The organism is Microbacterium halotolerans (assembly GCF_003569805.1).
Lineage (GTDB): Bacteria > Actinomycetota > Actinomycetes > Actinomycetales > Microbacteriaceae > Microbacterium > Microbacterium halotolerans.
The window spans coordinates 36,293-49,510 of record NZ_KZ984054.1 but is presented as its reverse complement, the minus strand read 5'-3'; the positions used below and the strand labels follow the sequence as shown (position 1 = coordinate 49,510).

At 66.2% G+C, this 13,218-nt stretch carries 13 protein-coding genes and 1 riboswitch; of the genes, 6 read left to right on the top strand and 7 right to left on the bottom strand.

The window, feature by feature from the left end; genetic code table 11:
• Positions 1 to 34: 34 nt before the first annotated feature.
• A complete protein-coding gene (locus tag DZG09_RS13915; RefSeq protein ID WP_119698540.1) occupies positions 35 to 853 on the bottom strand; it encodes a transporter substrate-binding domain-containing protein in 819 nt (272 codons plus the stop codon).
• Positions 854 to 1,040: 187 nt separating this feature from the next.
• Between DZG09_RS13915 and DZG09_RS13910 the strand changes: the two genes are divergently transcribed.
• The 3 genes from DZG09_RS13910 to DZG09_RS13900 are packed head-to-tail and all read left to right on the top strand — an operon-like array spanning position 1,041 to position 3,805.
• On the top strand, positions 1,041 to 2,180 hold the full coding sequence (locus tag DZG09_RS13910; RefSeq protein WP_119698360.1) for a mandelate racemase/muconate lactonizing enzyme family protein: 1,140 nt from the start codon (positions 1,041 to 1,043) through the stop codon (positions 2,178 to 2,180).
• Between the two features lie 36 nt (positions 2,181 to 2,216).
• Positions 2,217 to 2,855, top strand: coding sequence for a bifunctional 4-hydroxy-2-oxoglutarate aldolase/2-dehydro-3-deoxy-phosphogluconate aldolase (locus DZG09_RS13905; protein ID WP_119698359.1), 639 nt, complete (start codon positions 2,217 to 2,219; stop codon positions 2,853 to 2,855).
• A complete protein-coding gene (locus DZG09_RS13900) occupies positions 2,852 to 3,805 on the top strand; it encodes a sugar kinase (RefSeq protein WP_205529189.1) in 954 nt (317 codons plus the stop codon). The genes DZG09_RS13905 and DZG09_RS13900 overlap by 4 nt, the downstream gene beginning before the upstream one ends.
• Positions 3,806 to 3,818: 13 nt before the next feature.
• Here DZG09_RS13900 and DZG09_RS13895 read toward each other — a convergent pair whose 3' ends face one another.
• Positions 3,819 to 4,418: a TetR/AcrR family transcriptional regulator gene (locus tag DZG09_RS13895; RefSeq protein WP_205529188.1), complete on the bottom strand. Its 600-nt coding sequence runs from the start codon at positions 4,416 to 4,418 to the stop codon at positions 3,819 to 3,821.
• Positions 4,419 to 4,535: 117 nt separating this feature from the next.
• Between DZG09_RS13895 and DZG09_RS13890 the strand changes: the two genes are divergently transcribed.
• Positions 4,536 to 5,480 carry an alpha/beta hydrolase family protein gene (locus DZG09_RS13890; RefSeq protein ID WP_119698357.1) on the top strand — a complete coding sequence of 315 codons (945 nt, stop codon included), beginning with the start codon at positions 4,536 to 4,538 and terminating at the stop codon, positions 5,478 to 5,480.
• Between the two features lie 306 nt (positions 5,481 to 5,786).
• Here the strand turns inward: DZG09_RS13890 and DZG09_RS13885 are convergent, their stop codons facing one another.
• The 3 genes from DZG09_RS13885 to thiM form a co-directional block, all read right to left on the bottom strand.
• Entirely contained in the window at positions 5,787 to 7,283 is a 1,497-nt protein-coding gene (locus DZG09_RS13885; protein ID WP_240424046.1) for a bifunctional hydroxymethylpyrimidine kinase/phosphomethylpyrimidine kinase, read from the bottom strand.
• On the bottom strand, positions 7,280 to 7,939 hold the full coding sequence (gene thiE, locus DZG09_RS13880) for a thiamine phosphate synthase (RefSeq protein WP_205529187.1): 660 nt from the start codon (positions 7,937 to 7,939) through the stop codon (positions 7,280 to 7,282). The genes DZG09_RS13885 and thiE overlap by 4 nt, the downstream gene beginning before the upstream one ends.
• Positions 7,936 to 8,745: a hydroxyethylthiazole kinase gene (gene thiM / locus DZG09_RS13875; protein ID WP_119698537.1), complete on the bottom strand. Its 810-nt coding sequence runs from the start codon at positions 8,743 to 8,745 to the stop codon at positions 7,936 to 7,938. Before thiM ends, thiE begins: the two co-directional genes overlap by 4 nt.
• Positions 8,737 to 8,827: riboswitch (TPP riboswitch) on the bottom strand. Its footprint overlaps the gene before it by 9 nt.
• 111 nt (positions 8,828 to 8,938) lie before the next feature.
• On the opposite strand from thiM, the gene DZG09_RS16790 reads away from it, so the two are divergent.
• Positions 8,939 to 10,762 carry a GNAT family N-acetyltransferase gene (locus DZG09_RS16790; RefSeq protein WP_205529185.1) on the top strand — a complete coding sequence of 608 codons (1,824 nt, stop codon included), beginning with the start codon at positions 8,939 to 8,941 and terminating at the stop codon, positions 10,760 to 10,762.
• A gap of 5 nt (positions 10,763 to 10,767) precedes the next feature.
• The gene (locus tag DZG09_RS16665) at positions 10,768 to 10,911 is read left to right on the top strand and encodes a hypothetical protein (protein WP_162893327.1); all 144 of its coding nucleotides are present in this window, start codon (positions 10,768 to 10,770) and stop codon (positions 10,909 to 10,911) included.
• Between the two features lie 66 nt (positions 10,912 to 10,977).
• On the opposite strand, the gene DZG09_RS13860 is transcribed toward DZG09_RS16665, so the two are convergent.
• Together DZG09_RS13860 and DZG09_RS13855 are read right to left on the bottom strand one after the other, a co-directional pair.
• Positions 10,978 to 11,535, bottom strand: coding sequence for a GNAT family N-acetyltransferase (locus DZG09_RS13860; RefSeq protein ID WP_119698356.1), 558 nt, complete (start codon positions 11,533 to 11,535; stop codon positions 10,978 to 10,980).
• A gap of 341 nt (positions 11,536 to 11,876) precedes the next feature.
• Positions 11,877 to 13,162, bottom strand: a protein-coding gene (locus DZG09_RS13855) for an IS3 family transposase (RefSeq protein ID WP_119698355.1) whose coding sequence is annotated in 2 segments (ribosomal slippage) — positions 11,877 to 12,889 and positions 12,889 to 13,162 — 1,287 coding nt in all. Because the reading frame shifts where the segments join, the coding sequence is not laid out codon by codon here.
• Positions 13,163 to 13,218 lie beyond the last annotated feature (56 nt).

Here is a 13,218-nt window from a genome sequence, read left to right as displayed (position 1 = left end):
GCCCCGCCGTCGGGCGGGGCGGCCGAGGAGTTCGCTACTTGATGAGCTCAGGAACGTCGGTGCCGAGCCACTCGTTGTACGAGTCGTTCGCAGCGTCGCTGATGTTGTAGTTCCGGATGAAGTTGTCGACATAGTTCAGCCACAGCTCGTCGCCCTGTTTCAGCCCCATGGAGACGACTGAGGGGCTCAGCTGCGGTGCATCGACGATGACGAACTCGTCTCCCGAATCGTCGAGGATGCCCTGAGTCACGGAGTTGCTCTCCATGAGCGCATCGACCTTGTTGCTGCGCAGCGCCTGAATGGAGTCGGCGACGGCCTCGAACAGACTCGCGTTCGCCTCGGGGAATCGGGTCTCGAGGATGGTCGCCGGCACGCTGCCGCGCGTCGCCGCGACCGTGCGTCCGGCGAGATCGTCGTAGGAGGCGATGTCGCTGTCCTCCGGTACGAGCACAACCTGCCCTTCGGCCGCGTACGGTCGGGACATCGCGACCTTCTGCGCGCGCTCGTCCAAGTTGGTGAGCGCGGCGATGACGATGTCGACCTTGCCTGTCTCGAGCAGGGGGATGCGGTTGGCGTTGGTCGTGGAGACGAACTCGATCTCCGCGCCCAGAGAGTCGGCGAGCGCCTGCGCGGCATCGATGTCGAAGCCTTCGTAGTCTCCCGAGCTGTTCATGACTCCGTATGGAGGGGCGTCGGCGAAGACACCGACCACGAGCGTCTTCTCCTCGAGGACCTTCGTGAGGGTGCTCTCTTGCGCCGCCGCCCCCGAGCTCCCGCTCGAGGTGCATGCGGTGAGGGCGAGAACGGTCGTCGCGGCCACTGCCACGCCGGCCAGGATGCGCGTCAACTTCATTGTGATGCCTTTCGGGTTCGGGCCTTCGGCGCTGCCGTCGTTCACAGCGTTGGGGGCCTCTCGTCGCACCGTCGGTGGGTGCTGGAACAGACATTACTCACAGATTGCTCGGTTGTCGACAATCGACTATCATCAATTTTCGGAAGTGGGGCTCCCCCTCTTCCCTCATCACGGCTGGAAGGTCTTCATGCGAATCATCCGAATCGACACGTGCGGACTGCGGGGTGCGACGCCCGAGGGCGGGTGGTCGCACGAACTGCAGCCGGACGACATCGTCCACACTCTCGTGGCGGTCCACACCGACGACGGCACGGTGGGAATCGGCAGCGCCTTCACATCCGAGAGCCTGGTGCGCGGTGCCATCGATCTGCTCTCTCCCCACCTGATCGGCGAGAATCCCCTCGAGGTCGAGCGCCTGACGGAGACCCTGCATCAGACGGCGTTCTGGATGGGACGCGGAGGCTCGCTCACGCACGCGACGAGCGCGATCGACATCGCCCTGTGGGACATCGCGGGACAGGCGTCGTCCCAGCCGGTCGGCCGACTCCTCGGCGGTCGCTACCGGGACCGGGTGCACCCCTACGCCTCAGTGCTCATGGACGAAGCAGGGCCCATGACCGCGAACCTCGAGGAGCTGGTCGAGACCGGCTTCTCGGCGTTCAAGATCGGCTGGTGGAAGTTCGGCCGCGTAGACGCCGCGACTGACGAGGCAACAGTCGCCGCAGCGAGGGCGGCGGTCGGCGATCGCCTGCTCGCCGTCGACGCCGGTGGCTCAGAGGCCTTCTTCCCTGGCGACCGGGCGTGGGCGGAGCGGACCGCTCGGATGCTCGCCGACTACGACGTCGCCTGGTTCGAGGAGGCACTCGCACCCGACGACATCGAGGGGTTCGCAGAACTCCGCGCGTCCTCTCCCGTGCGCGTCTCCGGCGGCGAGGTGCTCACCCGACGCCAGAGCTTCCAGCCCTACCTCGACCGGCACGCGTTCGACATCGTGCAGCCCGACACCACAAAGGGCGGAGGACTGAGCGAGTCGCGCCGGATCGGATGGGCGGCCCAGGACCGCGGCATCCGCCTCATACCGCACGGCTGGAACACCGGCGTCGGGCTCGCGGCAGACCTGCAGCTGGCGTCGGCCCTTTCCTCGACCGACCTCGTGGAGTACAAGACCGGCTCGGCCTACGTCGACGATCTGATCAGCGGCGGGTGGTCGCTGGACGACGAGGGGTTCCTCGACATCCCCGCCGCCCCCGGGCTCGGCGTGAAGCTCGACGAGGACGCGCTCGCGCGCTACGGCACGCGCCCGGGATTCGCCACTCCGGCGGCTTGACACCACCCGACCACCTGACGACAGGAGACGCAGCCGATGCGCACCGCCCCCTCAGCCACCCTCGCCCGCACCGGCGTGATGGCCGTCCTCCGCGCCCCTGATGCGCGACTGTACGAGCCTGTGGTTAAGGCTCTCTCAGACAGCGGAGTCCGGTGCATCGAGCTGACCCTGACGACGCCGGGCACCATCGAGGTGCTGCCGCATCTCATCACGGCAGCTCCCGAGGCGGAGATCGGCGTCGGAACCGTGCTGGAGGAGCGGGATGCGCGCGCGGCGATCTCGGCCGGCGCCCGCTTCCTCGTCTCCCCGGGTGTCATAGCGGATGTGGCGGGCGTGGCCACCACCCACCGGGTGCCCGTCTACCCAGGCGCGATGACGCCGACGGAGGTGAACTCAGCGTGGAGGCTCGGCGCAGCGGCGGTGAAGATCTTCCCGGCCGCGACCGTGGGCCCCGACTACATCGGCCAGCTCACGGGCCCCTACCCCGACGTCCTCACACTGCCGTCCGGCGGCGTCGCACTGGAGGACATCCCGGCGTGGATCGCCGCCGGCTGCGTCGCCGTGAGCCTGGGCGGGCCTCTCCTGGGCGACGCCTTCACCGGAGGAAGCCTCGTCGCACTCCGCGATCGTGCGGAGCAGGCGCTCGCAGGCGTCGCGCGAGGGCGCCGCCCGTGACCGCGCCGCCGCTGCATGTCGTCACTGTCGGCGAGACCATGGGCCTGATCACGAACGATCGTCCGGGTCCCCTCGACGCCTCTCGCGCCCACTCCCTGAGTTTCGGAGGCGCGGAGAGCAACGTCGCGATCGCGATCGCGCGCCTCGGCCGGCGAGCGTCGTGGATCAGCCTGCTCGGCGAGGATCCCCTGGGCGACCTGATCGCGCGTGAGCTGCGCGCGGAGGGCGTGAGCGTCCATGCGCCGCAGCGCACCGACCGCCCCACCGGCCTCATGCACAAGCACCGACGGACGACGACGATGGCCACGGTGAGCTTCTGGCGCGACGGCAGCGCAGCATCCGGGCTCGCTCCCGCTGATGTGCCGGACGCGCTTCTCTCGACCGCGGACGTCGTCCACCTGACGGGCATCCTCGCGGGCCTCGGCCCCGACTCGCTCGACTGCGCGCAGGACACCGCGCGGCGTGCTCGCGCCGCGGGCGCCGCGGTATCCTTCGACATCAATCACCGTGCCGCCGTATGGCGGGGTCGCGACCCGCGCGATGCCTACCTGTCGCTTGTCGATACCGCGGACATCGTGTTCGCCGGCGAAGACGAGGCCGCGCTCCTGGTCGGCGACGGCACTCCGGCTGTCATGGCGCAGCGACTGCACCGACGGGGACCCCGCGAGGTCGTCATCAAGCGCGGCGCGCATGGCGCGTTCGCCACCGACGGCACCGGCCGGCACGACGAGCCCGCGGTGACGGTCGAGGTCGTCGACACCGTGGGCGCCGGCGACGCGTTCGTGGCGGGCTACCTCAGCCTCTGGGGCGGCACAGCGACGATGGCCGACCGCCTTCGTCGCGCGACTGCAGTGGGGGCCTTCGCATGCATGTCGCTCGGCGACTGGGAGGGCTCGCCGACGACAGCGGAGTTGGCCCGCCTCAGTGCGGACGAAGGTGTGCTCCGCTGACACAGGGGCTGGGTCAGCCGACACCTCGACTGAGCACCCCAGAGATGAGGAGCTGCACGAGATCGTCGGCCCTGTAGTTCGGATCATGTGAGGCACCGATGCAGAGGTTCCCGATGCCTCTAAGAAGGTTGTATGCGTCGGTCGGCGGAGCAGCACCAGCTGATTCGCTTGCTGCATCCAGGAGAGTTCCGCACACCGGTACGAGACGCCCGACAAAGTAGGCATGCAAAGCGTCGGATTCGGCGCTGTCTCCGTGCAGCGCGCCTGCGAGCCCATGCTTGGTGACGAGGAACTTGACGAACAAGGCCACCCACGCTCGTAGTGCCGCCTCCGGAGTCGCACTCTCGGCAAGGAGACGCGGACCTGCCTCTGCGCATGCCTCGACCTGGTGTCGGTACACCGCCACCACGAGTTCCGAGCGTGTCGGAAAGTGACGGTAGATCGTCCCCACACCGACGCCAGCCTTCTCTGCGATCTGTCTCACAGGAGCATCGACGCCGGACGCCACGAACACCGCTGCTGCCGCATCTAGGAGTGTTTGCTGGCTCGCACGGGGTCGACCTACGTGCGGAGAGCCCCCGTCGGGCTGCTGTTCTCGTCCGAGGTCGGTCATGTCCTCATCCTCACCATCGCTGTCACAGACTTGCATAACGGAACGTGGTTCCGTATTGTTTTGGAACAACGATCCGATAACCAGTATCGCAGAGTGCGACCTCCGGAAGGAACCCTGATGACCTCATCGCTCATCCACACCCTGGACGACATCGTGAAAGACGGCGATCCAGTGATCTCCGTCGCGCCCGTTCAGCTGTCCGCGCCGGATCGACCGGTTCCGCTCGAAGTCCGAATCTCTGCCCCGGTGGCAGGCGCGAACCTTCCCGTCGTGCTGTTCTCCCATGGCAACGGATGGAACCTCGACGGGTACGCGCCCCTCACGACGTTCTGGGCCTCCCGCGGGTTCGTGGTGATCCAGCCCACGCACCTCGACTCGCGCCGGAACGGATTCGGATTCGATGACCCGGTCTTCCCGACGATCTGGACCGAGCGGATCGAGGACCTCACGCGCATCCTCGACCAGATCGACACGATCGAGTCAGCGGTGCCTGGGCTGGCTGGCCGTATCGACCGTAGCCGTGTTGCCGCGACCGGCCACTCGTGGGGTGCGCAGACAGCGCAGTCGCTCCTCGGAGCGCGCATCTTCGACGACGCCGGCCAGGTCGGTGAGAGCATGTCCGACAGTCGCATCACGGCAGGCATCCTGTTCGCCGCAACCGGTATCGGCGGTGATGACCTGCATCCGTTCGCGCAGGCGAACTTCCCGTTCATGCGTCCGTCGTTCCGTGAGCTTGCCACTCCGACCCTGGTCATCGCCGGCGACCGTGACCAGTCCAAGATGTCGAGCCGCGGGCCTGACTGGTTCACCGACGCCTACACGCATAGCCCCGGCGCCACTGACCTCCTGTCCTTCTACGGAGCGGAGCACGCTCTCGGCGGGATCGTCGGATACGAAGTCGCCGAGACCACCGATGAGAACCCAGAACGAGTTGCCGTCATCCAGCGGATGAGCACGGCCTACCTTCGGACCGCTCTGCACGTCGATGAGACCAGCTGGCCCGCCGCCCGAGCCGCATTCGAGAACGACGCAAGCCCGATCGGGCGCTCCGACAGCAAGTAGCAGGCGCAGTCCGCTCCTCCGACTCGTACCTGATGTCCTGACCCCCGCCCGTTCGCACCGGGGCTCAGGAAGGTACTTCTTGAGTCTGGCCCCGTGCAGGCGAAACCCGCCGATGATCTGACCCGAGGCGCGGATCGAGTACCACGGTTCGTGCCTCGATCCGCTCTGCCACGGTCCGGTAGGCGCTGCCGGAGCCGGAGCTGCTCCCCCACAAGGATTCAACCTCTTCGCGTCCACCGCTGGCGAGAATCCGTCCTCGCTGGGAGCGAGCCATCCACGGCTCGAACCCGCCGGCGCCAGGCGCTTCTATGCGGTACTGGCCATGGGGGCTGCGAAGAAGTGCTTTTCGTGGCGTGCAGAAGTCTCGAATGCCGCGCGCATTCTTGCTCGGGTGGTGTCGTCGGCGGATGCCGCATGGGTGGTGACGATGAGGATGGCTTCTTGGTTGAGGGCTTCGAAGGAGGGGTCTGCGTAGGTCTGCAGCCACGTCGCGTACGGGTTGTCCGGCGTTGCGTACGGGGCGAGGCGAGCGCCCGTATCGACGTAGATCCAGAAGCAGGGCAGCACGGCGGCGATCAGCTCGCCGTAGTTGCCTCGTGCGGCAATCGCAAGCAGATGGTCGACATACGCCGTCGTGGTCGCGCTCGGGTCCGCGTCGAACATGGTGTCGACCGAGAGCCAGTTCGCGTGAAGTTCGAGTTCCGTCGCGATCGCGCCGTGCGCGCTTGACGCCCAGAACGCCTGCTCTGCCGGGGTGGGCGCGAGTTTGCTGGCCTCGGCGAGTGCCCGAGAGTAGTCCTTGAGGTAGAGCGCGTCCTGGGACAGGTACCAGGTGAACGCTTCCCGTTCGAGAGTGCCATCGGTCAGGCTCCGAATGAACTCCAGCTCGTCGATCTCGGCGCGGATATCGGAGGTTCCGTCCCACCAGTCCTTCGCGATCCGTTCAGGTGTCGTTGTGGTGGTGCCGCCGCGCTCCCAGAGTCCGGAGAAGTGGGAGATGGGGCCGTTGCCTTGTCCGACTTGGAGGTGCTCGGCGGAGGCGATGCTCTGTGTGAGCCAGGTCTTCGCCTGTTCGACGGCGACCGCCCAGTCGCCGGCTCGCGGGTAGATTGTCGCGATCGCGGAGGACAGCGAGCAACCGGTGCCGTGTGTGTGCGGCGTGTCGATCCGTGGGACTGCGAACACGTCCACGTCGCCATCTGCTGTGACGAGCGCATCCGCGGACGCCGCACCGTCGAGGTGCCCGCCCTTCATCAGCACGCTCACGCCGCAGCGTGCCGCGAGCTCCCGTGCCTGCCCGAGCGCTTCGTCCCAGGTGGCGGCAGCTCGCTCACCGAGCAGGGCGGCGAGTTCGGGGATGTTCGGAGTGATCAGGTCGGTGAGTGGAAGGAGCTCGCGGAGAGTCGTTTCTGCGTTTGCAGTGAGGAGGCGGTCGCCGCTGGCTGCGACCATGACCGGATCGAGCACCACGATCGGAGGACGGGCCTGTTCCAGCCAGCCCGCGACAGCGGAGATGAGCGGGGCGTCGAAGAGCATTCCGAGTTTGACCGCGTCGATCGTCACGTCATCGCTGACCGCAGCGAGTTGTTCGGTGAGGAACTCCACGGGCGGGGTGTGGATGGTGCGGACGCCAGCCGTGTTCTGTGCGACGAGCGCGGTGACAACGGCCATGCCATAGCCGCCGTTGGCGGCGATGCTCTTCAGGTCCGCCTGGATGCCGGCGCCACCGGTCGGGTCGGTACCGGCGATGCTCAGTACTCGTGGCACGTGCGCTGGCCGCAGGGCATGAGGGGCCGAGGTCATGACGTTTCCTTCCATGCAGAAGCGAGTTCTTGCGCAGATGCGCGAGGATCGGCGGACCCGCAGATCTGCGACACGACGGCGGCTCCGGCGAGTCCGCCCTCGCGGAGGGCGGGGAGATCCGCGGGAACGATTCCCCCGATGGCGACTGCCGGCAACGGGCAGGTGCGAGCAAGGTCGGCGACACCGGAGACTCCTCGCGGTGGAGGTGCGTCCGGTTTCGATCTCGTCTCCCGAACTGTGCCGATGCCCACATAGTCGACCCGGGCTGGGCTTGCCGCGGCGGCGTGAAGATCAGCGCGCGTGTTCGCAGTCACACCGATCGCCGGCCGTGGACCGATGAGCTTGCGGACGTCTTCGACCCGCAGGTCCTGCTGGCCGACATGCACACCGGTCACCCGGCCACCGGTATCCCGCGAGCGGGCTGCAAGGAACACATCGATGCGGTCATTCACAAACAACGCGACACGCTCCGGGAGTCGGTCGGCCAGAGCGTCCACCAACTGCAGCACCGGGCGAGCATCGGCGTGCTTCTCCCGCACCTGCACCGCCGTCACGCCTCCCGCGACCGCTTCCAGCACGACATCGACGATGCGACGGCCGGACCGCGCCGTCTGCGACGAGTCCGTCACCAGGTAGATCGAGAGGTCGGCAGTCACGACAGCCGAGCCCGTTCTCTCAGCATCGCCATGTCGATGCTGTCGAGAGCGTCCAGCAACGCGACAGCGAAGGATCCGGGCTGGCCTGCGAATTCCGCGGCCTGTTCTCCGACAACGGCGTAGATGAGACAGGCCGCAACAGTCGCTTCGAGCTGATCGTCGCTGATCGCTGCGAACGCGGCGATCACTCCGCCCAACGCGCACCCGGCGCCAGTGATCCGCGTGAACAGCTTCGTGCCGTTCGCGATCCGGACCACGGTCGTTCCATCGGTGATCAGATCCACCTCCCCAGAGACGGCGACCACGACTCCGCACGAGCGGGCGATCTCGATCGCAGCGTCCCGTGCATCGTCCACCGGATCGGTGGCGTCGACGCCGCGCGCACCTGCCCCGGCTCCTGCCAACGCCCGAATCTCCGAAGCGTTGCCCCGCACGATCGTCGGCTTCATCGCGGCGAGTTCTCGAGCCAAGGCAGTACGGACAGGCAGCGCGCCGATCCCTACGGGATCGAGCACCCACGGCGTTGCGGACTCCGACGCCCCTTTCGCGGCCTCGACCATCGCTTCGCGCTGTTCTGCCGACGGGGTCCCCATGTTGATCAGCACGGCTCCCGCCGACCGGGCAAGCGATCCAGCTTCCTCTGGGATATCAACCATCGCAGGACTGCCGCCCACGGCGAGTACGGCATTCGCGACGAGATTCGTGGTGACGGTGTTCGTCAGACACTGCACCAACGGGCCCTCAGCTCGGAGCTTCGAAAGCAGAGCTCCCGACGAGTGAACAATATCGATGTGCGTGCGCGTCATGCGCGACATCCCTTCGCTAGTACGAACTAGATCAGGTTCGACGGGTGTGATCTCAGCCCTAGGGGCACCCCGTGTCACGTGGTTGCTCTCAGCGTAGCTCACCCTTATCTGATCCGCGGTCGCGCGGACGAGCGACCTCCCCTCTCGTGCTTCCTCACTTCATTTTCTCTGACTATAGTCAGACATTATGGAGATGGAGAGTCAGGTTCAGGTGGTTCGTGCGTTCAATCGCGTCGTCACAGAGCGGATCGGTGCGCTCGCGGATGGCTACCTCGCCCGCAACCGCTCACTCGGGTTGGACAGGGTCGTCTGGGAGATCGGCAGAACAGGAATCGACGTCAGGGAGCTACGATCCCGTCTGGGCCTTGATTCCGGATACGTGAGCCGTCAACTCCGCTCGCTGGAGGAGGAAGGACTGGTCACGGTCTCACCGTCGCCGCAAGACGGTCGTGTACGTCGCGCGGCACTGACGGCGCGAGGGGTGGACGAGCTCGCCCTGCTCGACCAGCTCTCGGATGACATGGTCGGCTCGATCCTCACTCCGCTCAGCGAGCGTCAACGTCACGAACTCGCCGAAGCGGCAGCGACGGTGCAGCGCCTGTTCACGGCGTCCGCAGTGCTGATCACCCCCGTTGACCCTGGCCTGCCAGAGGCCCGACGTGCCGTCGACGCGTACTACCAAACTCTCGATAGCCGGTTTGAAGGCGGGTTTCGTCCCGAGCAGTCTCTTCCCGCAGCAGACGACGCGTTCCAGCCTCCGCACGGACTGTTCTTGCTTGCGACATTGAAAGGCCGCGCCGTGGGGTGCATCAGTATCACCTCCGTGACAGAAAGCGTCGCAGAGCTCCGGCGTCTATGGGTGTCACCGGACGTGCGCGGCCTGGGCATCGGGCGCCGGCTCCTCGAAACAGCCGAAGAGGCGGGCCGTTCACTGGGAGCCAGTCTGATCCGGCTGGAGACGAACAAAGCACTCACCGAGGCGATCTCCCTCTACCGCGCATCCGGGTATCGCGAGGTCGCCGCGTTCAACAAAGAGCCGTATGCGCATCACTGGTTCGAGAAGACGCTCCATGGCAGCGGTCCCGAACAGGGGCCGATCGGCTTCATCGGCTTGGGAATCATGGGGCTGCCGATGGCGCGACGGTTGGCACGCGCCGGTGTTCCGCTGGCCGTTTGGAACCGGACCCCGAAGAACGTCGTCGAACTCATTGGCGGCGACGCCAAGCCTGCTGAGAGCGTCGGTGAGTTGTTCGATGAGTGCGAAACGATCATCGTGATGCTCCGGAACGAGTCCGCCATCGACGCTGTGCTCCGAGACCACCCCGAGGGGCTCGGAGCTCTCGTCGCGGGGCGCACGATCATCAACATGGGCACGTTGTCACCGGAGTTCTCAAAAGGACTGTCCGATGAGATCGAGGCCGCAGGCGGAAACTACGTCGAGGCGCCGGTCTCAGGATCTCGGCGCCCTGCCGAGGACGGCAAACTCGTCGCCATGGTCGCCGGACAACCCGACGTCGTGCCGCAGATCCTCCCCCTGCTCGACCCGCTCTGCGCCACGACCACCGTCTGCGGCCCCGTGCCTTCGGGTATCACGATGAAACTCGCCGTCAACGTGTTTCTGATCGCCCTCGTCACCGGCCTCGCGGAGGCGTTTCATTTCGCGCAAGCACACGGGATCGACCTGCAGAAGCTCCGCAGCCTCCTCGACGCCGGACAGATGTCCTCACCGATATCCAGAGTCAAGACCGAGAGGCTCACCAGCGAGGACTTCACCGCGCAGGCCGCAATCTCCGACGTCCACATGAACGCGAAACTCATCGTCGACGCAGCGGCCACCCAAGGGGCGCATGCACCGCTCAGCGAACTCTGCGAAGCCATCTACCGCGAAGCCGAGAATCGCGGCGACGGCGCACTCGACATGGCCGGCATCATCCGAACGATCGCCGACGCAGAGGTCATCCACACGGCGCCCCGTCCGGCGGTGTCTTCGGAAGAAGACTCAGTATCGCCACGATGAGCGTCATGACGCTGATCGACGCCCGGCCGCTCGCCGGTTTCCTCAACCAAACACCTGTCCCGAGATCGGGGTCGGCCTCACGGGTCGCGTCGCCGAAGAAACTGGCAGCATCCGAGGAGAGAGGTTATTCGACCTGGCCGAAGCCGTGAGTATCAGTGGCGGCCGGGTACTCACTCAGAGCTGCGGCTGCCGTTGTCGCAGGCGTAAGCCCCTTGTCAGTGCTTGATGAGGGTCGCGCTCATCTTCCACACGGGCGGCCCTTCGCCCGCGTCCGTGTGCGTGTTGGTTTGGAAGCCATGCCGTTCATACAGGCGCACGTTGCGGGGGTCAGAGGTATCCAGCGCCACCGCTTCACCGCCTCGCCTCGCCGCTTCAGACAGCGCGAACGTCAACAGCACAGACGCGATCCCGCGACCTTGACGGTTGGGGTGCACGCCGAGTGTCTCCAGCCGCCATGCCCCTGCCGGTGAGTCAGCGTGGTCGAGTCTGTCGATCCGATCACCATGCAAGCGCACGATCTGATCGATCATCTCTGGGGCAGGTTCGGGAGCATCGGGCGGAAGGAGCGCGATCACGCCGTCGCTGTTGCCTGCCACCGCGACGATCCCGTGCGTGTGCGCGTACTCCAGGTACAGCAGCTGCAGATTGTGTAGTCGCTGGTGATACTTCTCATCAGGGATTACATGGCGCGTCCACGGATAGTGTTCGAACGCGGCAGCGAGGGTATCTGCGCTCACGGGGAGGTCTTCGACGGTCGCCAGGCGAGGGGTCATTGGGGTTTTCCTGATCGTTCGGAGGCGGCTGCTTGTTCGACCTTGTCAGAAATGCCTGAGTCGACGATGGCCTGCAGCGTGGAAAGGTGCTGCTCGAACGCCGCACGCCCGGCCCTGGTGATGCCAATTCAGGCGCGCGTGCGCCTTCCCACAGTTTCTTCACGCACGGTCACGAGCTCAGAGTCTGTCAGCACGGTGATGGTTCGCGAGAGTGTGGAGTCGCTTGCCTCGAGGAGGTTTGCGAGGAATCGGAAGTCCACATCTTCCAGGTGAATCGTCCCGGGTTCTTTGCCGCTTCTATGCGGGGAGCGGTGTGAAGCGCCCCAGGTTTCTTGCCGCTCCTATGCGGGTTGCGGCTCTGGGGTGAGGGCTGCGTAGTGGGCTTGCTCGAACTCGGCGGGTGGGACGTAGCCGAGGCTCGAGTGAAGCCTACGAGTGTTGTACCAGTCGGCCCAGCCGGCCGTCGCGAATTCGACGTCTGCGATGGTCCGGTAGGGGCCGTCGTGAAATACGGTGGTGCGGATGCACTCGGTCTTGTAGAGCCCGTTGATCGTCTCCATCGGCGCGTTATCGTATGCGTCGCCGACCGACCCGATCGAGGGTGCGGTGCCATCGAGCGTCAGCTTCTCGGTGTAGGCCAGCGAGACGTATTGAGACCCGGCGTCCGAATGTGCCCGCAGTTGCTCGGGCTGGACCGGGTGCCCATCACGCGCTCGTTCCCAGAGGGCCATGCGCAGCGGGATCATCACCAGCTCGACGTGCTTGGTGGTCTGTGCGTGCCAGGCCACGATGCGTTGCGAGTAGACATCGACGATGAACGCGACGTAGACCCAGCCCGCCCAGGTGCGGCAATAGGTGAAGTCCATGACCCAGGTGTGATCCGGCCGGGGCGCGGTGAAGTCGCGGTTCAGCAGGTCGCCGGCACAGACCCCGTCCTTGGTGGGGATCGTGGTGCGGATGCTCTTGTCGCGACGGATGCCCGACAGTCCGAGGTCTCGCATGGCCCGGTCGACCGCGCCGCGCGACGCGCCGGGGATCGTGGTGCGGCGGATCAGCGCGGTCATCTTCCGCCGCCCGTAGAGGCCCTCGGGAGTCAGCACGCGACGCATCGTCCCGTTGCGTTCGACAATGGTCCACGCCGCGGCGCGGACAGCGTCCTGGACCTGCGCGTCCGTGATCGTCCGCGCTGCGACGATGCCTTGCCGGTGGGCTCGGTAGGTGCGCGCGGCGATCTTCACGCCCTGCGCTTGCAGGACACGGATGATCGACTCGACCGCGTGCCCTTCGGCTCTCATCGTGTCGATGAAGCCCAGCATCAACGGTTGCGGGGGTCGAGTTCCCCCGCGAAGAAAGTCGTCGCAGCTCTCAGGATCGCGACATCCTCCCGCAGGCGACTGTTCTCGGCCTTGAGCCGCTTGATCTCGGCATGCTCGACGCTGGTGATCCCGTCGCGGCTGCCATCGTCGATATCGGCCTGCAGCACCCACCGGCGCACGGACTCATGCCCGACGCCGACCTGGCGGGCAACGGCCGCTGACGCGGCCGTCAACGACGGATACTCCGAACGATGCTCGCGCACCAGCCGGACAGCGCGCTCACGCAGCGCGGGATCGATCTTCTTCGGCATGACATACATCCTTCCAATTCAAAAGGATGCGGCATCAAACCTGAGGCGCTTCATGG